Origin of the sequence: Actinoplanes philippinensis (genome assembly GCF_900113015.1) — a bacterium.
In the GTDB taxonomy this organism is placed as follows: Bacteria; Actinomycetota; Actinomycetes; order Mycobacteriales; family Micromonosporaceae; genus Actinoplanes; species Actinoplanes philippinensis.
On record NZ_FONV01000003.1, the window covers coordinates 588,410 to 609,699 of the forward strand.

17 protein-coding genes are annotated in these 21,290 nt (G+C 71.3%); 10 read left to right on the forward strand and 7 right to left on the reverse strand.

What is annotated here, in order from left to right; all coding sequences use genetic code 11:
- The first annotated feature begins 10 nt into the window (after positions 1-10).
- The 3 genes from BM290_RS09525 to BM290_RS09535 all read left to right on the forward strand — a co-directional run bounded on the left by BM290_RS09525 (position 11) and on the right by BM290_RS09535 (position 7,144).
- On the forward strand, positions 11-2,959 hold the full coding sequence (locus BM290_RS09525; RefSeq protein ID WP_093612127.1) for a glycine--tRNA ligase: 2,949 nt from the start codon (positions 11-13) through the stop codon (positions 2,957-2,959).
- A 34-nt stretch (positions 2,960-2,993) separates the two neighbouring features.
- Complete coding sequence (locus tag BM290_RS09530) at positions 2,994-5,837, forward strand: DUF7824 domain-containing protein (RefSeq protein ID WP_093612129.1); 2,844 nt, start codon at positions 2,994-2,996, stop codon at positions 5,835-5,837.
- Positions 5,838-6,040: 203 nt separating this feature from the next.
- Entirely contained in the window at positions 6,041-7,144 is a 1,104-nt protein-coding gene (locus BM290_RS09535) for a glycerophosphodiester phosphodiesterase (protein ID WP_093612131.1), read from the forward strand.
- Between the two features lie 660 nt (positions 7,145-7,804).
- Here the strand turns inward: BM290_RS09535 and BM290_RS09540 are convergent.
- The 4 genes from BM290_RS09540 to BM290_RS09555 all read right to left on the reverse strand — a co-directional run bounded on the left by BM290_RS09540 (position 7,805) and on the right by BM290_RS09555 (position 12,141).
- Complete coding sequence (locus BM290_RS09540; protein ID WP_093612133.1) at positions 7,805-8,104, reverse strand: hypothetical protein; 300 nt, start codon at positions 8,102-8,104, stop codon at positions 7,805-7,807.
- An 11-nt stretch (positions 8,105-8,115) separates the two neighbouring features.
- Positions 8,116-9,342 carry an inorganic phosphate transporter gene (locus BM290_RS09545; protein ID WP_177319642.1) on the reverse strand — a complete coding sequence of 409 codons (1,227 nt, stop codon included), beginning with the start codon at positions 9,340-9,342 and terminating at the stop codon, positions 8,116-8,118.
- Positions 9,343-9,502: 160 nt separating this feature from the next.
- A complete protein-coding gene (locus BM290_RS09550) occupies positions 9,503-10,765 on the reverse strand; it encodes an aspartate aminotransferase family protein (protein ID WP_093612476.1) in 1,263 nt (420 codons plus the stop codon).
- A gap of 29 nt (positions 10,766-10,794) precedes the next feature.
- On the reverse strand, positions 10,795-12,141 hold the full coding sequence (locus tag BM290_RS09555; protein WP_093612137.1) for an aminotransferase class I/II-fold pyridoxal phosphate-dependent enzyme: 1,347 nt from the start codon (positions 12,139-12,141) through the stop codon (positions 10,795-10,797).
- 190 nt (positions 12,142-12,331) lie between these two features.
- Between BM290_RS09555 and BM290_RS09560 the strand changes: the two genes are divergently transcribed.
- The 7 genes from BM290_RS09560 to BM290_RS09590 are packed head-to-tail and all read left to right on the forward strand — an operon-like array spanning position 12,332 to position 19,069.
- A complete protein-coding gene (locus BM290_RS09560) occupies positions 12,332-13,174 on the forward strand; it encodes a nitrilase-related carbon-nitrogen hydrolase (protein WP_093612139.1) in 843 nt (280 codons plus the stop codon).
- On the forward strand, positions 13,171-14,571 hold the full coding sequence (gene hydA, locus BM290_RS09565) for a dihydropyrimidinase (protein ID WP_093612141.1): 1,401 nt from the start codon (positions 13,171-13,173) through the stop codon (positions 14,569-14,571). Before BM290_RS09560 ends, hydA begins: the two co-directional genes overlap by 4 nt.
- 13 nt (positions 14,572-14,584) lie before the next feature.
- Complete coding sequence (locus BM290_RS09570) at positions 14,585-15,583, forward strand: TIGR03842 family LLM class F420-dependent oxidoreductase (protein WP_093612143.1); 999 nt, start codon at positions 14,585-14,587, stop codon at positions 15,581-15,583.
- A complete protein-coding gene (locus tag BM290_RS09575) occupies positions 15,580-16,422 on the forward strand; it encodes an ABC transporter permease (RefSeq protein WP_093612145.1) in 843 nt (280 codons plus the stop codon). The genes BM290_RS09570 and BM290_RS09575 overlap by 4 nt, the downstream gene beginning before the upstream one ends.
- Positions 16,419-17,177, forward strand: coding sequence for an ABC transporter ATP-binding protein (locus BM290_RS09580; RefSeq protein WP_093612147.1), 759 nt, complete (start codon positions 16,419-16,421; stop codon positions 17,175-17,177). The genes BM290_RS09575 and BM290_RS09580 overlap by 4 nt, the downstream gene beginning before the upstream one ends.
- The gene (locus BM290_RS09585) at positions 17,174-17,929 is read left to right on the forward strand and encodes an ABC transporter permease (protein WP_093612149.1); all 756 of its coding nucleotides are present in this window, start codon (positions 17,174-17,176) and stop codon (positions 17,927-17,929) included. The genes BM290_RS09580 and BM290_RS09585 overlap by 4 nt, the downstream gene beginning before the upstream one ends.
- A 9-nt stretch (positions 17,930-17,938) precedes the next feature.
- On the forward strand, positions 17,939-19,069 hold the full coding sequence (locus BM290_RS09590) for an ABC transporter substrate-binding protein (RefSeq protein WP_093612151.1): 1,131 nt from the start codon (positions 17,939-17,941) through the stop codon (positions 19,067-19,069).
- 15 nt (positions 19,070-19,084) lie between these two features.
- On the opposite strand, the gene BM290_RS09595 is transcribed toward BM290_RS09590, so the two are convergent.
- Genes BM290_RS09595 through BM290_RS09605 form a run of 3 tightly spaced genes read right to left on the reverse strand, consistent with a single transcriptional unit; the run spans position 19,085 to position 21,275 of the window.
- On the reverse strand, positions 19,085-19,861 hold the full coding sequence (locus BM290_RS09595; RefSeq protein WP_093612153.1) for a hypothetical protein: 777 nt from the start codon (positions 19,859-19,861) through the stop codon (positions 19,085-19,087).
- 14 nt (positions 19,862-19,875) lie between these two features.
- Positions 19,876-20,775 (reverse strand): SCO6745 family protein, encoded by a 900-nt coding sequence (locus BM290_RS09600; RefSeq protein ID WP_239143210.1) that lies wholly within the window; start codon positions 20,773-20,775, stop codon positions 19,876-19,878.
- Positions 20,763-21,275, reverse strand: coding sequence for a hypothetical protein (locus tag BM290_RS09605; protein ID WP_093612157.1), 513 nt, complete (start codon positions 21,273-21,275; stop codon positions 20,763-20,765). Before BM290_RS09605 ends, BM290_RS09600 begins: the two co-directional genes overlap by 13 nt.
- Between the last annotated feature and the right edge of the window lie 15 nt (positions 21,276-21,290).

Consider the following 21,290-nt stretch of genomic DNA (forward strand, 5'->3'; position numbering starts at 1 on the left):
CTTCGGACCCATGCTCACCATGCAGGACGCGCTGACCCGGTTGACCGCGTATTGGACAGATCAGGGCTGCCTGATGGTCCAGCCGATGAACACCGAGGTCGGCGCCGGAACTCTCAACCCGGCGACGCTCCTGCGGGTGCTCGGGCCGGAGCCGTGGCGGGTCGTTTACGCCGAGCCCTCGGTCCGGCCCGACGACTCCCGTTACGGCGAGAACCCGAACCGGCTGCAGACCCACACCCAGCTCCAGGTGATCCTCAAGCCCGACCCCGGCAACCCGCAGGAGCTCTACCTCGGCAGCCTCGCCGCACTCGGCATCGACGTGGCCGCCCACGACGTCCGTTTCGTCGAGGACAACTGGGCCGCCCCCGCCGTCGGCGCGTGGGGTCTGGGCTGGGAGGTCTGGCTGGACGGGCTGGAGATCACCCAGTTCACCTATTTCCAGCAGGTAGGCGGCGTCAACCTCGATCCGGTGAGTGTGGAGATCACCTACGGCATCGAGCGGATCATCATGGCGCTGCAGGAGAAGACCCACTTCAAGGAGATCGAGTACGCCCCGGGCGTCAGTTACGGCGAGGTCTTCGGCCAGTCCGAATACGAGATGTCGCGTTACTACCTCGACGACGCCGACATCGACGCCAATCGCCGGCTGCTGGAGCTCTACGCCGCTGAGGCCCAGCGTCTGATCGACATCGGCCTCCCGGTGCCCGCACACTCCTACGTGCTGAAATGCTCGCAGACCTTCAACGTCCTCGACTCCCGCGGCGCGGTCTCCACCGCCGATCGGGCCGCCGAGTTCGCCCGGATGCGACGGCTGGCCGGTGACGTCGCCCGGCTCTGGATCGACCGCCGCACCGAACTGGGCCTGCCGCTCGGCACCGTCGACCCGCTCGCGCCGGCCCGCCCGGCAGCCACCGTCCAGACCGGGGCGGAGGAACGCGCCCTGGTCTTCGAGATCGGCACCGAGGAACTGCCGCCGGCCGAGGCCCGATCCGCCCGGGACCAGGTCGCACGGCTGCTCACCGAGGGGCTCGCGGGCACCCGGCTCGGGCACGGCGACATCCGTGTCTTCGGGACGCCGCGCCGGATCATCGCCGTGGTCGCGGCGGTCGCGGCGCGCGAGGAGGATCACGTCCGCACGGTCAAGGGGCCCAAGGCGCAGCAGGCCTACGGCGCGGACGGCGAACCGACGAAGGCGCTCGAAGGATTCGTCCGCGGGCAGGGCGCCACTCTCGCCGAGGTGGAGACGGAAGATCTCGGTGGCGTACCCCATGTGGTTGTCCGGAAGCAGGAAGCCGGGCGCGCGGCGCCGGCCGTGCTCGCCACCGTGCTCGCGCAGGTCGTCACCGGTCTGCGCGCGGCCAAGAACATGCGGTGGAACGACCCGAAACTCGCCTTCAGCCGACCGGTCCGCTGGCTGACCGCCCTCTGGGGCGACGATGTGGTGCCGGTGGCCGTCTCCACGCTCGCCGCCGGGCGCCGGACCCGGCTGCTGCGCACGGCCGAGCCGCCGGTCGCCGACATCGCGTCGGCCGAGACGCTCCTCGAGACGCTCGGTGTGAACGGCATCGTCGCCGACCCCGAGGACCGCCGTGAGCTGATCGTCATCGGCGCCCAGGATCTCGTCTACCCCGACGGGAGGATCGACGTGAAGGGCGAGGCCGCGCTCATCGACCAGATCACCGACCTGGTCGAACAGCCGCTGCCGCTGCTCGGCACGTTTGACGAGAGCTATCTGTCGCTGCCGGACGCGGTGCTCACCACGGTGATGCGCAAACACCAGCGTTACCTGCCGGTGCGGGACGAGAACGGCGCGCTGCTCCCCCTTTTCGTCACCGTGGCGAACGGCCCGGTCGACGTGGAACTGGTGCGCGCCGGCAACGAAGGGGTGCTGCGAGCCCGTTACGAGGACGCGGCCTTCTTCTATCGCGCGGACCGCGAGAAGTCGCTCGCGGAGATGAAAGCCCACCTGGACCGCCTCACCTTCACCGACAAACTCGGCTCGATGGCTGATCGGGCCCGCCGGATCGAGGCCCTTGCTCTCTCTATCGCCGAGCACCTCGGAATTGGTTCACCTGTTCTAAAACGGGCCGCTGAGCTGGTCAAATTCGACCTCGGCTCGCAGCTGGTGACGGAGATGACGAGCCTGGCCGGGGTGATGGCCCGCGACTACGCGCTGCACGCCGGCGAGGACCGGCCGGTGGCGCAGGCCGTCTACGAGGCCGAGCTGCCCCGCAACACCGGTGACGCGCTGCCGGCCTCGGTGCCCGGGGCCGTGCTGTCGCTCGCCGACAGGCTCGATCTGGTGGCCGGTCTGGCCGCGACGGTCGGGCTGCCGACCGGGTCGAGTGACCCGTTCGCGGTACGGCGGGCGGTGCTGGGGCTGCTCGCGGTGCACCGGGCGACACCCGCGCTGGCGGCGTTCGACCTCTTCGACGGGCTGGCGCTGGCGGCGCAGCCGGTGCCGGTGCCCGAGGAGGTCCTCGCGGGCAGCCGGGACTTCCTGGCCCGCCGGCTGGAGCAACTGCTCGTCGAGGAGGGACAGCCGGTCGACCGGGTACGCGCGGTCCTGCCCCACGCCGGCCGGCCCGCCCTGGTCGACGTGCTGCTCGCCCAGCTGGCCACCGCGGTGACGGACCCGGGGTTCCGGGCGGTCGCGGCGGCCATCCAGCGGGCCCGGCGGATCGTTCCGGCGGGGACCGTGGCCGGCTACGACCCGGCAGTCCTCAAGGAGCCCGCCGAGGTGGCCCTGCACGAGGCGGTGGCGTCGGTCACCGGTTTCTCCGACGTGACCGGGTTCGTGACCGCGGTCCGGCCGCTCGTCGACCCGGTCGGCCGGTTCTTCGACGAGGTGTTCGTGATGGACGAGGACCCGGTGCTGCGGGCCGCCCGGCTGGGTCTGCTGGCGACCGTCCGCGATCTCGGCACCGGGCTGCTCGACTGGGACCACCTGCGGATGTGAGCTAAATGTCGTACCCCGCTCCTAAGGTGACCCCATGCCTCTCACCTGGGACGGGCTCGACGAGCCGTTTCGCCGGACCGACAGCGCGGCTCTGACGGCGCTCCTGCTCGACACGACCGAGCAGGAGCGGCTGGCGTTCGCCGGCGAGGTGGAGCGGCGTGTCCGCAGTGGATCGGGCGAGTGGTGGGCCCGGTCGTACAGTCCGGCGGGCCTCTTCGCGCTCCTGGTGATCGCCTGCGTGCCCACCGCCGCGCGGGCCGCCGCCCTGCTGCAGCGCCGAGGCATGCGGAGCTGGCGCGACATCGTGGCCGGCGACTTCCTCCGGATCATCCGGGCCCGGCGTCTGCCCTGGGCCGGTGACCTCGGCGTCCGGCTGGCCCGCGGGCTGCCCCGCGACGCGTGGGGCGACGACTGGCGGTTCGTCGAGACGCTGCTGCTCGAGGGCGATGCCGACCCACCGGTCACCGAGGGTGTGGTCCACGGCTGGGTGGAGGCTGTCCGGGAGCACTCGTGGAGCGTGCCGCTCACCGACGCGCTCCGGGGCAGCCCGTGGCTCGACCTGCTGCTGCCGTCGGTGTTCGAGATCGACGGGCTCGGCAGCGAGTTGCCGTCGGCCGACTTCGACAACCGGGAGACGTCGTTCCCGGCGGCGATCGCGCGGCTGGTCGCCGAAGGGCGGCTGGAGCGCCGGGCCATCGTCGACGCGACCACGGGCCGGCTGGCCCGGGGTGACCGGCCGGGGGCGCTGCGGCCGTTCACGCTGCTGCACGAGGCCCTCGCGCCGACTCCCGACGAGCTGTCCCGGCACACGGGGAGCTATGCCCGGCTGGCCGGTGACGCGCCGTCCCCGGTCGCCCGGCTGGCCCTGGCCGCGCTGCGCACACTCGGTGAGCAGGGTCGCCTGGAGATCTCGTCGGTGATCGAGGCGGGCGACGGGCTGCTCGCCCGCAAGGAGAAGGTGCTGGTCAAGGCGGCGCTGAGCTGGCTCGACGAGATCGCCCGCCGCTCGCCGGAGCATGCGGGCGAGATCCTGGCGACGGTTGCGGCAGCGTTCGACCATCAGTCGCTGGACATCCAGGAGCGGGCGATCGCTGTCGCCACCCGCCATCTGGCGTACGCGCCGGCCGATGTAGCAGCCCGCGTGGTCGCGAGCGGCCGGCCGGACCCGCTGCCGCAGGATGTCGACAGGCCCGGCGTCCCGGCACCGGCGTCATCGCCGGACCGACCGGAACCAGCGCTCCTGGTGGGTCTGCCGAGGCCCGCGACGCTCCGGGAACGGCCGGAACCGGCGGCGCACTCCGGTCCGCCGAGGTCTGCGACGCCCCGGGAACGGCCGGAACCGGCGGCGCACTCCGGTCCGCCGAGGTCTGCGACGCCCCGGGAACGGCCGGAGCCGGCGGCGCAGCCAGGTCCGCCGAGGTCTGCGACGCCCCGGGTGCAGCCGGGACCGGAGCCGATGGGCCGGTCGGGCCGGTGGCCCGCGACGGAGCGGTCGGCGCCGGCGGCGATGCCGGTGGGGATCGGGAGCGCCGTGGAGCTGGCGGAGGAGGTGGCCGCGCTCATCCAGGACCCGGCCGCCGTGCGGTGGGAGCGGATCCTGGCCGCGCTGGTCACGCTTCCGTCCGAGGGTTTCACGGTGGCGCTGGCGCCGGTGCTCGACCGGCATCCCGGTGTCTTCAGCGACCGGTGGGGACGTTTTCCGTTCCTGGGGGAGGTGATCGCCGCCCGGATCGGCCGGGAGCGTAGCCACATCATGCGGGAACGGCTCCGGAACGCCGTCCGGCGGGATCTCATCGGCACCGGGTCGACCCGGTCGCTCGTCGGCACGCCGTCCGGCATCCTCACGCTCCGGGTGGCGGAGGCAGCCTGGCAGGTCGTTCCGGCGCCGGTTCCGGTGCTGCTCGCCACCCCGACCGACGTCACCGGCAGCATCGACGCCGGTGTTCTGGTCGACCGGCTCGCCCGGTATGAGGAGGCCGGCGCCGATCCGTGGCAGCTCGACCTGCAGCAGGCGATGGTCCGGGTCAGCCGCGACGTCGACCCGGAGGTGCTCGCGCGGGCCGAGACGATGACGAGTCCGTCCGGCAAGGTCGTGGCCGGATGGTTGCGGGCCGGCGGGATGCCCGATCCGGTCAGCTCCCGTTTCGAGCAGCACAGCCGTGACTCCGCCGGTCAGGTCGTCGGCCGCCGGGTCGTCGCCGCGCTGGAGTCGGGCCGGGCCGGCGGTGACCGGATCGTCCTCGAGGACGCGCTGGTCGACATCACGCTACGGTCCCGCCCGGAGTACTACGTGAACACCGGCTTCCAGGCGGACGTCCTCGCGATGGTGCTGCCACATCACCGGGAGGCGGTCGCGGCGTGGGCGCTCACCGACCTGGCGGCGCTGGCCGATCAGGACGGTCGCGACGCGAGCCTGCTGCCCCTGATCGCCGACCTGAGCGGGCCGATCGGGCCAGCGACCACGCTTGCCCTGGCGTACGGTCTGGCCGCCCGTCACGAGGCCGACCGGATCGCGGCCGTCGACGCCTTCCTGGGCTTCGCCGCGGGTCCCGAGCCGTTCGCCGCCGCGCTCGGCGCCGAGCTGGGTGATCTGGCCGCCGACGGCACGATCAAGCTGGCCCGGGTGGCGCCCGCCCTGCGGGACGCCCACCAGGCGGGGGCGTCCGCCGTCGTCTGGCAGGTGCTCCGGGCCGCGCTGCCACCACTGCTGCCGGTCCTGCCCCGCGGGCTGCCCGACCTGCTCGAGCTCGGCACCCGTGCCGCCTCGGCCGTCGGCGCCCACGACACGGTGCCCGGCTTGGCCGCTGTGGCCGCGCGAGGCGGCGGGACACGCCTGGTGCGCGAGGCGAAACGCCTCCTGGCGACGCTCACCCGTTGAAGCCCGGGAGGACGAGATCAGGAGCGGGTGGCGGTGGCGTACGGCTCCACGATGGTGTGCCGCACCGGCCTGGCCGGGAACGACCATTGACCCCTCGTTCGCGGAAACGCCATGGGATCGTCGCCTGGGGGTCGGTTCGGTCGCGTCGACTCTGTGCGGACGTCCGGTGATGGTCGCCGGATCCGAGCATTCTGGAGGAAGACGTGGCAGATCGCCGTCAGGTGCTGCGCTTCGGCGCTGTCGCCGCCGCTGCTCCGGCGCTGGCCGGGGCCGCTTCCGCGCCCGCCTGGGCCGGCGGGCACGAGCACGGCGGGGCCCGGACCAAGCCGCTCGTGGTAGGTCACCGTGGCGCCTCCGGTTACCGGCCCGAGCACACTCTCGCGTCGTACGAGCTGGCCGCGCGACTGGGCGCCGACTACCTGGAGCCCGATCTGGTGATCACCAAGGACGGTGTCCTGGTGTGCCGGCACGAGCCGGAGATCGGTGGCACCACCGATGTCGCGTCGCGGCCCGAGTTCGCCGCCCGCAAACGGACCGTGGTGCTCGACGGGGTCAGCATCACCGGCTGGTGGACGCAGGATTTCACCCTCGCCGAGCTGAAGACGCTGCGTGCCACCGAGCGGATCCCGGCGATCCGGCAGCGGAACACGGTGTACGACGGCTACTTCCAGGTGCCGACCTTCCAGGAGATGCTCGACCTGCGCAAGCGGCTCTCCAAGGAGCTGGGTCGCGACCTGGGTGTGTTCCCGGAGACGAAGCACCCGACCTTCTTCCGGAGCATCGGACTCGAACTGGAGAAGCCGCTGGTCCGGACGCTGCGCCGCAACGGTCTCGACAAGCGGGGCGCCAAGGTGTTCATCCAGTCGTTCGAGGCGGCGAACCTGCGCGACCTCGCCGACGACCACCGCGTCGAGGTGCCGCTGGTCTTCCTGAGCAGCGCGGCGGGGACGCCGTTCAACGATCCCCGGCCGTACGCGGACTACCTGACCCCGGCCGGGCTCAAGGAGCTGTCGGAGTTCATCGACGGGATCGGCCCGGACAAGGGGCAGATCATCCCGCGCAAGGCGGACGGGACCCTGGGCGTTCCGACGTCCCTGGTCGCCGACGCTCACGCTGCGGGGATCAAGGTGATTCCGTACACGTTCCGGGCGGAGAACTCGTTCCTGCCCGCCGAGCTGCGGGTCGGCGCCGACGCCGCGGCCTACGGCAAGGCGATCGACGAGCAGGTGACGTTCCTGCGCACCGGCATCGACGGCCTGTTCACCGACAACCCGGACATCGGCGTTCTGGCCCGCTCACTGGTCTGATCGGCGCCGGCCCGTCCCGCTCGTGGGGAGCGGGCGGGCCGGCATCGATCCTGACCGAGGCGGCAGGCAACGGGCGGCGGGCGGCTCGACGGCTGGCGGGCGGCTCGACGGCTGGCGGGCGGCGGGGGGCTGGCGGCTGGCGGGCGGCGGGGGGCTGGCGGGCGACTGGCGGGCGGCTGGCGGCTGGCGGGCGGCTGGCGGCTGGCGGGCGGCGGGCGGCGGATTGCGGCGCGGGGCGCGCGGCAAGCAACGCGACGGCCGGCGGGCGACCGGCGACGAGCGACCGGCAGCGGGCAACAAGCGGCGGGCGACCGGCAGCGGGCAACAAGCGGCGGGCGACCGGCAGCGGGCAACAAGCGGCGGGCGACCGGCAGCGGGCAACAAGCGGGGGGCAACGGTGGCCGGCGCCCACAAGACAAGCGGGCGGCGCCCACAAGACAAGCGGGGACGGCGCCCACAAGACAAGCGGGGACGGCGCCCACAAGGCCGGCGGTTGAACGGCGACCAGCGGCTTTCGCCCGTGAGGCGCGCTGTCGGGCGGGACCACCGCCCCCGTCGCGCGGTAGGCCCGGAACAGCGTCATTGCGCTGGTGGGAGGCGTAGCCCGTACCGAAACAAAAGACCCGGCACCCACCAGGGGCGCCGGGCCGTTGCGCGGACCTACTTCGCGATGAGCGTCGGGTAGACGTGGGAGAAGTCGAGCTTGTAGCCGAATCCGCTGGCCACGATGAAGGTGAGGCCGAGCAGGACGCCGACGACGACCACCGCGAACAGGGCGTACCCGAGGACGGTGCCGAGGGGCCGGGACGGGCCGGGGGTGTCGCTGACCGTGGTGGCTCCGGCGCCCCAGGCCAGGGACCGGATGCCGAGGGCGAAGAGGATGGGCAGGCCCGCGCCGAGTGCGAGGCCGGCGAGGAGGACCTGCCAGGCGCCGTCGAGGGCGAATCCGAGGTTGTGCATGATCGGCCCTTTCAGTTCGCCGCGACGGCGGGGACGGGGGTGGCGACGGGGGCGGTCTGGGCGTCCCAGTCGTCGTTGACGTTCTCGTGGTCGACGCGGCCGGTGCGGGAGCGCAGGTACATGCCGCCGGAGGCGAGGGCCAGCAGGGTGACGACGACGAGGGCGCCGGCCATGCCGCCGACGGTGTCGCCGATCCAGTACATGACCGCGCCGACCAGGCCGGCGGCGGGCAGGGTGATCAGCCAGGCGAGGACCATGCGGCCGGCGACGGCCCAGCGGACGGTGGCGCCGGGGCGGCCGAGGCCGGAGCCGATGACCGAGCCGGTGGCGACGTGGGTGGTGGAGAGCGCGAAGCCGAGGTGGCTGGAGGCCAGGATGACGGCGGCGGCGCCGGACTGCGCTGCGGTGCCCTGCGGCGGGACGATGTCGGTGATGCCCTTGCCGAGGGTCCGGATGATGCGCCAGCCGCCGAGGTAGGTGCCGAGCGCGATGGCGAGGGCCGCGGAGACCTTCACCCAGAGCGGGATGTTCTCCAGGTCGCTCCAGTGGCCGCTGGCGATCAGGGCGAGCGTGATGACGCCCATGGTCTTCTGCGCGTCGTTGGTGCCGTGCGCGAGGGAGACCAGGGAGGCGCTGCCGATCTGGCCCCAGCGGAAGCCGTTCTCGGTGAAGCGGGCCGCGACCCCGGTGGTGATCTTGAAGATGATCCAGGTGCCGGCCGCGGCGACGACGCCCGCGATGAGCGGTGAGATCACGGCGGGCAGGAGCACCTTGCCGACGACGCCGTCGAGTTTCGAGCCGTCGCCGTTCCAGTTGACGCCGGCCACACCCAGGCCGGCGAGGGTGGCGCCGACCAGGCCGCCGAAGAGGGCATGGGAGGAGCTGGACGGCAGGCCGAAGAGCCAGGTCGCCAGGTTCCAGACGATGCCACCGACGAGGCCGGCCAGGATGATCAGCAACAGGGTGCCGCCGCCGTCGGCGAGAAGCTCCGCCTTGGGTGCGCCGGTCTTGTCCTGGATCTTGACCACGGCGTTGGTGACGGTCAGCGCGACCTCTACCGAGAGGAACGCGCCGACGAGGTTCAGCACACCGGACAGGGCGACGGCGGTCTTGGGCCGTAGCGCCTTGGTCGCGATGGAGGTCGCCATCGCGTTGGCGGTGTCATGGAACCCGTTGGTGAAATCGAAGGCCAGGGCCGTGATGACCACCAGCGCCAAGATCACGGATGTTTCTGTCACGCCGTGATCGTGACCGACGTGGACGCCCACTGCCATAGGCAGAACGGGACATGTACAAGGTTCCGCCCGCGTTAACCTCCCGTTTCCCAAACATCAACGCAGTGTAATCGAATTGCTACTCAGAGTAGTCGTCAACAAATAGCAGATGAACAGCAAACACCTAGAAAACACTCTCCCCGTCGGCAACGGCGATCGCATCGGCCAAAACGGTCAGACCCTCGCGCGCCTCCTCCTCGGTGAGGGTCAGCGGGGGCCCGATCCGGAGCACGTTGCCGTGCAGTCCGCCCTTGCCGACCAGTAGCCCACCGGCCCGGCAGAGGTCGAAGACGCGCAGCGTGGCGCCCGGATCGGGTTCGGTCGTGCCGGGGCGGACGAACTCGATGCCGATCATCAGGCCCCGGCCGCGGACCTGGCCGACGATCGCGTGGTCGAGGGCCCGCAGGCCGTCCAGCAGGATCGTGCCGACCCGCCGCGCGTTGCCCTGCAGGTCGTGGTCGAGCACGTAGTCGAGGACCGCGTTGCCGGCCGCCGCGCTGATCGGGTTGCCGCCGAAGGTGGAGAAGCTGATCGCCGGCACCGCGTTCATCACCGTGGCGCTGCCGACCACCCCGCCGAGAGCGAACCCGTTGCCGATCCCCTTGGCGAACGTGATCAGGTCCGGGACGACGTCGTGCGCCTGGTAACCCCAGAAATGGTCGCCGGTACGACCCCAGCCGGTCTGCACCTCGTCGGCGATGAGCAGGATCCCGTGCTCGCCGAGGACCTTGCGGTACGCCCCGAGCAGCCCGTCCGGCCCGGCCACGAACCCGCCCACCCCCTGGATCGGCTCGGCGATCAGCGCGGCCACGTCCCCGGCGGTGACCGTGGCGAGAACCTCCCGCAGGTCGTCGACGGCCGCCTCGATCAGGTCGGCGTCGGAGAGCCGGGCCATCCGCCCGCGCAGCCGGTCGGCCGACGCCAGCCAGTTGACGGTGAACGGGCTCAGCGAACTCGACGACCAGGTGCGGTGCCCGGTGATCGCCATGGTCCCGAAGGTGCGGCCGTGGTAGCTGTTCTTGATCGCCAGGATCTGGTTGGAGCGCCGTACGTTGGTGGCCATGAGCAGGGCGGACTCGTTGGCCTCGGTGCCCGAGTTGGTGAAGAACACCCGGGCGTCCGGGATGCCGGAGAGCCGGGCGATCTTCTCGGCCAGCTCGACCTGCTGCCGGATCAGGTAGAGCGTGGACGTGTGCGCGACGCCGGTGCCGATCTGCCGGCGGACCGCGTCGCTGATCTCGGCCACGTCGTAGCCGATCATCGTGGTCAGCACGCCACCGAAGAAGTCGAGGTAGGTGCGGCCGTCGGCGGCGGTCACCCGGCGCCCGCTGCCGGAGACGATCTCCAGCGCGTCGTCGCCGTAGTAGACCGGCATCCAGTTCGGCATGACGGCGCGGTGCCGGTCGAGCAGCTCGCTCACGGGGTTCTCCTTCGAATGTTCGGAACGGTCGCGATTGCCAGCACGTCGGCCAGCTCGTCGTGGCCGCCGGCGACCAGGCCGGCGGTGATGCGGAGGTGGTCGCTGTCCAGCGGGGTGACGCAGAACGGAGCGCCGGGCGCGGCAGCGACACCGTGGGCGGCCAGCGCCACCATGGCGTTCTGCTGATCGGAAACGGCCATCCAGAGGTTGATCCCGTCGGCCGCGGTGGCCGTCACCCCGCGGGCGCGCAGCGCGGTCAGCAGGGCGGAACGGCGCGCGGCATAGGCGTCCCGGGCGGCCGCGACGCGCGCCACGGCCTGCGGGTCGGTCAGCAGATCAAGGAGTACGCCCTGAAGCAGCCGGCTGGACCAGCCGGGCCCGAGCAGGCGCCGGTCGGCGAGCGCGTCGAGCACGTGCGCCGGGCCGCCGACCGCCGCCAGCCGCAGGTCCGGCCCGTGGCTCTTGGAGAACCCGCTCACGTGCACGGTGCGTTCGGGCAGGTAGCGGCCGATGCTGACGGGCGGGGCGGTGGCTATCGCGCCGGCGTGGTCGTCCTCGACCACCAGCAGATGCGGCGCGTCGAGGAGGACGTTCGCCAGTAGCGCCGCGCGGGACTCGTCCATGCTGGTACCGGTGGGGTTGTGGGCACGCGGCTGAAGGAAGAGAGCGACCGCCCGGTAGTCACGGAGGGCCTGCCGCAGGGCGTCCGGGACGAGGCCGGCCGAGTCCATCGGCACCCCGACGACGGTGGCGCCGAGGGCCTGGAGCAGATCGAGCAGCGGCGGGAAGGCCGGGTTCTCGACGAGCACGTGGTCGCCGTACCGCAGGACGGCGCCGGCCACCCGGTCGAGGGCGTCCATCGCGCCGTCGACGACGGTCAGCCTCTCCGGCGGGTACGGCCACCGCTCCCGCAAGAGCGCTTCGAGATCCGGCAGCACCGGGGCGTCGAGGTAGCTGCCGGCCCATCGCCCGTCCCCGATCCGCCGTAGCGCCGGGGCCAGGTCGGGCAGCAGCTCCGGGTCGGGCACGCCGGTGGACAGGTCCTGCGGCAGGTCCACCCGAGCGCCGCTGAGCTGGGCGTACCGCAGCCGGGCCCGGGGTGGCAGCGGCCCGGACACGAAGGTGCCGGACCGTCCCCGGGTCTGGATCGCTCCGGCCAGGATCAGATTGCGCCACGCCTCGCTGACCGTCGTCGGGCTCACCCCGAGCGAGCCCGCGACCAGCCGGACGGTGGGCAGGCGTGCGCCGGCGGGCAGGTGGCCGGACGTGATCAACCGGCTCACCGCCGCCGCAATGCCGCGGGCGCTTCTGTCCTGAACCGCCCCGGTGATCAGGGTCAGCAAATTATCGTCTCCGAAACATTCCGTAACGTACGGGCAATTGTTCGCCTCAATCTGTGTCGTTAGTGTCCTACGGCATCCGGGCCTTCCAGGCAAGCCCTGGCGCTGACCCTATAACTAGGAGTAAACACACGATCACAGGCGCTTCCCGGCGCACTGCGCGTGCGTAGAAGATCAAAAGAGAGGGGCCGCAATGACGACCGGAGTCGTCCGCGCCGCCCTCGTCCAGACCACCTGGACGGGCGACAAGGAATCGATGATCAAGGCACACGAGGACTACGCTCGTGAGGCCGCCGCCCAGGGGGCGAAGGTGATCTGCTTCCAGGAGCTGTTCTACGGCCCGTACTTCTGCCAGGTGCAGGACGCCGCCTACTACGAGTACGCCGAGTCGATCCCCGGCCCGACGACCGAGCGTTTCCAGGCGCTCGCCGCCGAACTGGGAATGGTCATGGTCCTGCCGATGTATGAGCAGGAGCAGCCCGGAGTCCTTTACAACACAGCGGCGGTGGTCGATGCCGACGGCAGATATCTCGGCAAATACCGGAAGAACCACATCCCGCAGGTGAAGGGTTTCTGGGAGAAGTTCTACTTCCGTCCGGGAAACCTGGGTTATCCGGTTTTCGACACCGCGGTCGGCAGGGTGGGCGTTTACATCTGCTACGACCGGCACTTCCCGGAGGGCTGGCGCGCGCTCGGCCTCAACGGGGCGCAGATCGTGTTCAACCCGTCGGCCACGAGCCGCGGCCTCTCGTCGTATCTGTGGCAGCTGGAGCAGCCGGCCAGCGCCGTGGCCAACGAGTACTTCATCGGCGCGATCAACCGGGTCGGCGTCGAGGACCTCGGTGACAACGACTTCTACGGGCAGACGTACTTCGTCGACCCGGAGGGGAAGTTCGTCGGCGAGGTCGCGGACACCCACCTCCCCGAGCTGATCGTCCGCGACCTGGACCTGAGCCTGCTCGGCACGGTCCGCGACCGGTGGCAGTTCTACCGCGATCGCCGGCCCGACAGCTACGACGGGCTGGTGGCGCCGTGAGCCTGCTGATCAAGGGCGGGACGGTCGTCGGGCCGACCGGGCCGATCACCGCGGACGTGCTGGTCGACGGCGAGACGATCGCCGCGATCTACGCGCCCGGGCAGGCCCCCGACGGACCTGAGGTCCTCGACGCCACCGGGAAGTACGTGATCCCCGGCGCCGTCGACGCGCACACCCACATGGAGCTGCCGTTCGGCGGCACCCACGCCAGCGATACCTTCGACACCGGCACCAGGGCGGCGGCGATCGGCGGCACCACCACGATCATCGACTTCGCGGTGCAGCGGTACGGCGAGGTGGTCCAGGACGGGCTGGCCGCCTGGCACGGCAAGGCCGACGGCAACTGCCACATCGACTACGCCTTCCACCAGATCCTCGGCGGCGTCGACGACGAGTCCCTCAAGGCGATGGACCACCTGGTGAGCAACGAGGGCATCACCAGCTTCAAGCTGTTCATGGCGTACCCGGGCGTCTTCTACTCCGACGACGGCCAGATCCTGCGCGCGATGCAGAAGGCGCGCGACAACGGCGCCATGATCATGATGCACGCGGAGAACGGCCCGGCCATCGACGTGCTGGTCAAGCAGGCCCTCGAACGCGGCGAGACGGACCCGATCCACCACGGCCTGACCCGGCCGCAGGAGCTGGAGGCGGAGGCCACCAGCCGGGCGATCTGGCTGGCCAGCGTGGCGGCCGACTGTCCGTTGTACATCGTGCACCTGTCCGCGTCGAAGGCCCTCGAACAGGTCCGCAATGCCCGTGACCTGGGTAAGAACGTCTTCGCCGAGACCTGCCCGCAGTATCTGTACCTGACGCTGGAGGACCAGCTCGGCGCGCCGGGATTCGAGGGCGCCAAGTGGGTCTGCTCGACGCCGCTGCGGAGCAAGCACGAGACGCATCGCGCCGACCTGTGGCAGGGGCTGCGTACCAACGATCTGTCCGTGGTCTCGACCGACCACTGCCCGTTCTGCTTCAAGGACCAGAAGGAGCTGGGCCTCGGCGACTTCTCGAAGATCCCCAACGGGATCGGCAGCGTCGAGCACCGGGTGGACCTGCTCTACCAGGGTGTCGTCGACGGGAAGTTGTCGCTGGGCCGCTGGGTGGAGACGATCGCGACCACCCCGGCGCGGATGTTCGGCCTCTACCCGAGAAAGGGGATCATCGCCCCCGGCTCGGACGCCGACATCGTGCTCTACGACCCGGCCGGGCGCACCCGGATCAGCGTCGAGACCCACCACATGAACATGGACCACTCCGCCTGGGAGGGCTGGGAGATCGACGGCAAGGTCGACACGGTCCTGTCCCGCGGCGAGGTGATCGCGTCCGGTGGCGAGTACACCGGGCGGGCCGGCCGCGGCCGGTACCTCAAACGCGGCCTCAGCGACTACCTGATCTAGAAAGGGGTGGATCTTGGACATCGGTGTGGTGCTACAGAACGATCCACCCGCGCTGGAGGTCGTCGAGTGGGCGAAGAAGGCCGAGGCGGCCGGCTTCAGCCACTTCTGGACCTTCGACTCGCACGTGCTGTGGCAGGAGCCGTTCGTCGTCTACTCGGCGATCCTGGCCGCGACCGAGCGGATCGTCGTCGGCCCGATGGTGACCAACCCGGGCACCCGGGACTGGACGGTCATCGCCTCGACCTTCGCGACCCTCAACGAGATGTACGGCAACCGGACCGTCTGCGGGATCGGGCGCGGCGACTCGGCGCTGCGCGTGCTCGGCCTCACCCCGCAGACCCTCGGCCAGCTCCGCGAGAGCGTCCTGGCGATCAAGGGCCTCGGCAACGGGCAGAAGGTCACGGTCCGCGGCCAGGAGCTGCAGCTGGCCTGGGCGGCCGGCAGCCGCCTGGAGGTCTGGGTGGCCGCGTACGGCCCGAAGGCCCTGGCCGTCACCGGCGAGGTGGGTGACGGATACATCCTGCAGCTCGCCGACCCGGACATCGCCGAATGGATGATCAAGGCGGTCCGGAAGGCGGCCTCCGACCAGGGACGCGACCCGGACGCCATCAAGTTCTGCGTGGCCGCGCCCGCTTACGTCGGCGACGACCTGGCACACCAGCGGGAGCAGACGCGCTGGTTCGGCGGCATGGTCGGCAACCACATCGCCGACATCGTGGCCCGTTACGGCGGCGACGGCGGTGCGGTGCCGCAGGCCCTCACCGACTACATCAAGGCCCGGCAGGGGTACGACTACAGCGAGCACGGCCGGGCCGGCAACAGTCACACCACCTTCGTGCCGGACGAGATCGTGGACCGGTTCTGCGTCCTCGGCCCCGTGCAGAGCCACGTCAAGAAGCTGCAGGAACTGCGCGAACTCGGCGTCGACCAGTTCTCCGTCTACCTGCAGCACGACGGCAAGGAGTCGACGCTGGCCGCCTACGGCGAGCACATCATCCCGGCGTTCTCGTGAGGCGCGTCCTCTCGGTGATCGCCGGACTGATCGCGGCCGCCCTGCTCTGGGAGGGGTACAAGGCGGCCGGCGATCCCGAGGGGACGGTGCTGTTCGGCGTGCGGGTGCTCCCGCGCGCCGACGACCTCTCCATGCCACACCTGTGGACGATCCTCGGGCGGCTGACCGACCCGGAGATGACCGGTGGCCGGCCGGTGTGGATCGTGGTGCTCGACGCGTGCCTGTTCACCCTCGGGATCACGGCGGCCGGGTTCCTGGCCGGAACACTGATCGGGCTCGTCCTCGCGGCCGCCATGCAACGGTTCCGGATCGTCGAGCGCGGGCTCCTGCCGTACGTCATCCTCTCCCAGACCGTGCCGCTGGTGGCGCTCGCGCCGCTGATCGCCGGCTGGGGCGGCACGCTGATGCCGCCCTGGGCGAGCGTGTCGGTGATCGCCGCCTACCTGGCGTTCTTCCCGGTCGCGGTGGGCATGTTGCGCGGGCTCCAGTCGCCGTCGGCGGCCGGCGCCGAACTGATGCGCAGCTACGCCGCGGGCTGGTGGCGCACGCTGGTGAAACTCCGGTTCCCGGCGGCGCTGCCCTACCTCTTCCCGGCGCTGCGCCTGGCCGGGGCGGCCGCCGTGGTCGGCGCGGTGGTGGGCGAGATCTCGACCGGCACGCGCGGCGGCATCGGCCGCCTGATCATCGAGTACTCGCGGGAGGCCACCAGCGATCCCGCCAAGGTCTACACGGCGATGCTCGGCGCGGCCCTGCTGGGCCTGCTCGTCGCCGGCGCCGTCTCCCTACTCGAACTGCCGCTGATGCGGCACCGGCGCCACGTGGAGGTGGTGACCCTATGACCGCCGTGGTGGTCTCCGGTCTGACCAAGGTCTTCAACCAGGGACGTGGCGACGAGGTGCTCGCCCTGTCCGAGGTGGACCTGACCGTCGGCGACGGCGAGTTCGTGTCGCTGATCGGCCCGTCCGGCTGCGGCAAGAGCACCCTGCTGCGGCTGATCGCCGACCTGATCGAGCCGACCGCCGGAACGGTCACCGTGGCCGACCGGCCGGCCGCCCAGGCCCGCCGCGAGCAGGAGTACGGCATCGCCTTCCAGCAGGCCGGCCTCTTCGAGTGGCGGACCGTGCGCCGCAACGTCGAGTTGCCCCTCGAACTGCGCGGCGTGTCCAAGGCCGAGCGGCGGGCCAAGGCCGACCGGATGCTGGAGCTGGTCGGGCTGGCCGACTTCGCCGGGCACTATCCGGGTCAGCTCTCCGGCGGCATGCAGCAGCGGGTGGCGATCGCCCGGGCCCTCGCGGTCCAGCCGCCGCTGCTGCTGATGGACGAGCCGTTCGGGGCGCTCGACGAGATGACCCGGGAACGCCTCCAGTCGGAGCTGCTGAGCATCTGCGCGAAGACCGGCACCAGCACGGTCTTCGTCACCCACTCGATCTCCGAGGCGGTGTTCCTCTCCGACCGGGTGGTCGTCATGTCCGCCCGGCCCGGCCGGATCACCGCGTCGATCGAGGTGAAACTCCCGTCCCGGGACGAGGCGGGACGGCAGGCGCCGGTCTACTTCGAGAAGATCACCGAGGTACGACAGGCGCTGAGAGCATGAGACGAGTGCTCCCGCCGGTGCTCTTCGGTCTTCTCGCCCTGGTCCTGTGGGAGGTCTTCGTGACCGCCGGGCGGGTCGCCCCGTTCATCCTCCCGGCCCCGTCGGCGATCGGGGCGCAGATCGTCGAGCAGAAGCAGAACATCTGGGACGCGGCCCTGGCCAGCGGCGCCAACGCGCTCGTGGGCCTGATCGGCGGAACCCTGCTGGCGGTGCTGGCGGCGCTGGCCGCGAGCCGGTCACGGTTCCTCGGCGAGGTGTCGATCCCGTTCGCGGCGGTGGTCAACGCGCTGCCGATCATCGCGCTCGCCCCGATCCTCAACAACATGTTCGAGTCGACCAGCAGCGTCCCCCGCCGCCTGGTCACCGGCATCGTGGTGTTCTTCCCGGTCTTCCTCAACCTGCTGCGCGGGCTGCGCGAGGTGAGCCCGGTCCATCAGGAGCTGATGCGCACGTACGCCGCCTCGGGCTGGACCTTCGCCCGGAAGGTGCGGCTGCCCGGCGCGCTCCCCCACCTCTTCACCGGCCTGCGGCAGGCGTCGTCGCTGGCCGTGATCGCCGCGGTCGTCGCCGAGTACTTCGGCGGGCTGCAGGACGGGCTCGGCGCGCGGATCACCTCCGCCGCGGCGTTCACCGCCTATCCCCGTGCCTGGGCCTTCGTGGCCGGCGCCTGCCTCCTCGGACTCACCTTCTACCTGGTCACGCTCCTGCTGGAGCGCCTGGCCACGCCTTGGAAACAACGTTTGATCAGTTAGGGGTACGCGTTGAAGCTCTCCCGGATAGTCCTTGCCTCCCTCCTGGCCCTCACCGCCTGCGGCACCGCCGACACGCCCAGCACCCCCGCCCCCGGCGCGAGCGGCGCCCTCACCCCGATCAAGCTGCAGCTGCAGTGGTTCTACCAGGCCCAGTTCGCCGGCTACATCGCCGCCGTGGACCAGGGCTTCTACAAAGAGCAGGGGCTCGACGTCGAGCTGCTCGAAGGCGGTGTCGACATCGTCCCGCAGACGGTGCTCGCCACCGGCAAGGCCGACTACGCGATCGCCTGGGTGCCCAAGGCCCTCGCCTCCCGGGAGCAGGGCGCCGGGATCACCGACGTCGGGCAGATCTTCGCCCGCTCCGGCACCTACCAGGTCGCCTGGAAGGACAGCGGCATCACCAAGGCCGCCGACCTCAAGGGCAAGAAGGTCGGCAACTGGGGCTTCGGCAACGAGTTCGAGCTGTTCGCCGGCATGACCAAGGCCGGGCTCGACCCGAGCAAGGACGTCACCCTGGTGCAGCAGCAGTTCGACATGCAGGCGCTGCTGAAGAAGGAGATCGACGCCGCCCAGGCGATGAGCTACAACGAGTACGCCCAGCTGCTGGAGGCGAAGAACCCGGCGACCGGGCAGCTCTACACCGCCGACGACTTCGCGATCATCGACTGGAAGACCGAGGGGTCGTCGATGCTGCAGGACGCGGTGTGGGCGAACACCGAGAAGCTGAACGACCCGAACTACCAGGCGCAGACGGTGAAGTTCCTGACCGCCACGATCAAGGGGTGGGCGTACTGCCGGGACAACCCCGAGAAGTGCCGTGACCTGGTCGTCGCCAAGGGCTCCAAGCTGGGCAAGAGCCACCAGCTGTGGCAGATGAACGAGGTCAACAAGCTGGTCTGGCCGGCCGCCGGCGCCGGGATCGGCGTGATCGACGAGGCGGCCTGGAAACAGACCGTGGAGATCTCGCAGACCACGAAGAACCAGACCGGTGACACGGTCCTGAAAGCCGCCCCGGAGGGCCCGGCCTACACGAACGACTACATCAACCAGGCGATCGCGCAGGCCAAGGCCGCGGGTGTGGACGTGACCGGCTCGGCGTTCCAGCCGGCCACGGTGACGCTCACCGAGGGCGGCGCCTGAGCCGGCCGGCCCGGGTCACACCGGGATGAGACGTGCCGCGAGGGCGACCGCCGTCAGGTCGCCCTTGCGGAGTTTCTCGGCGGCGTCCATCTCGCCCAGGCCCTCCAGCCGGACGGCCGAGGCGTCGATCAGCGCGTCCTCCCCGGCCAGCAGGCGGCGGGCGATCCGCGACTGGGCCGGGGTCAGCTCCGCGTACGCACAGCGGTCCAGCGCCTCGACGGTCTCTTTGTCGAGATGTCCATCCATCGCCCGCTCGGTGACGATCGTGATGAGCCAGCTCGGCCACCAGCTGTACTTGCCGACGACCAGGCCGGAGTGCATCGCCGCGGCCGGCTGGTGCCCGGCGGCGAGCATCTTGACCGCCAGGTCCGCGTCGAACCGCTCCAGCCGCATCGCGCCGACGAAGATCCGCAGGACCTGCTGGGTCTTGATGAACTCCTCGCACGCGTGGGCGGCCTCGCCGAAGCGGCCCTCGAGCAGGTGGCACAGCGCGTGCGCCTCGACGAGGGAGAACCCGTCGCCGGAGCGCTCCTCGAGCCGCGTCACCGTCTCGATGAGCCGCTCGGTGCTCTTGCGTGCCCGGTCCGCCAACTCGTCCGCCTGCGGTTTGTTGAGGTGCCGCACCACGACGTCGGTGGCGATCTCCGCCTCCCGCCGCAGCAGCGGCGAGCTTATCTTCGGGGTGATCAGGTCACCCAACCCCTCGGTCAGGTACGCGGTGTCGAACCGCTCGGAGGCCTCTTGGAACTGCGTCCACCAGGACGCCGGGTGTCTCCGCTGATGTTGTGTCACGCACCAAGAGTGACCTACTGATTACCCTCCGGCAAATGATTCGGCCGAGAGGAATGCGTGATCAGACTCATCGGGTTGAGTAGGCCACCCTTGACGACGGCGCGGCTCAGCGGCCGGGTCAGCTCGGCCAGCCGCCGGCACCCGTCCTCGCCGATCGCCCGATAGGCCACCTCGGCCACCTGGTCGGTCCGGTCCTCGACGTGGGCCCGCAGCGCCACCCCGGCCTCGGTCAGCTTCCCGCCCGCGTCGAGCAGGCCGCTGCGGCGCAGATCGTCCTCGGCCTGCGCCCACTGCTCGTCGCTCCAGCCCCGGCTGCCGCGCAGGAAGCCGGCCGGCGACGCGCCGCTGGCCTCGTGCATCACGATCGCGTCCAAGCCGCTGATCCCGTTCGCCAGCAGCGCCGCCACGTGCCCGTCGCCGCGGAACTCGCGCAGCAGCGTCTGGGCGTGGAAGAGCACCAGGTGCGGGCGGTCCGGCCAGGGCAGAGCGGCGTGCGCGGCGAACAGCGGGCGGCCGTGCGGCAGGGTGGCCGCCTTCTCCGCCGCCCGGCGCGCCAGACCGGCCGCCTCGGCGACCTCCGGGCCGGTCACGACCTCGGCGCCCAGCCCGCGGGTCAGAGCGGCGTCAGCGGCCTCCAGACGGGCCGCCAGAACCTGCTGCGGCGACGCCTTGGACCAGACCGCCGGCAGGGCGCGGGCCACCCGGGCCGGGTTGAAGTTGTAGAAGGTGGCGGCGACGACCTCCGGGCCCACCGGGCCGAACGCGGCGCCCCGGGAGGCGAAGTAGCCGTCCATCGGGCGGATGCCGAACCTCGCGTACCGCTCCGGCGCCTCCGGCACGAAGTAGATCATCGCGTGCAGCGGCTCGGTGACCCGCCAGGCGAGACGGTACGGGCTCTCGGTCACATCTCCCACGGCAGCTCCTCGGCGTGGACGTCGTCTCCGGAGGGGACGGCCCCGGAGTGGCGCGGCGGAGGTGGCGCCGCCGACACGGTATGCCAGCGGCCGGCCCGGCGCGACGCCTCACGGACCACCAGGTGCACCGGCAGCGGGGGCGGCGGGAACGGGCCGGTCCCCCACCGCACCCAGATCGCGACCCGGCCCGCGGCGGCCTCGGCCAGCAGCTTGTCGACGGTCCGCTGACGATCGGTCCGGTCGATCTCGATCGCCAGCGGCGGGCTGCCCGGCCGGGCGCAGGCCACGTCGATGACCGAGTTGCCCCGCAGCGGCGGCGGCAGCGGGAAGACACTGGGCGCACGACGGTACACCCGCCAGCCCTGCCACTGCGCCCACCGCGTCACCGAGTCGGCGATCCGCGTGGCGGCGTCACCCTCCGGCAGGTCGGCGAACGTCAGCTGGCCCAGCCACTCGGTGAGCGACCGGGCGGTCTCGGTTCCGTCGTCGGCCACGCTCATCGCCGTACGATATCG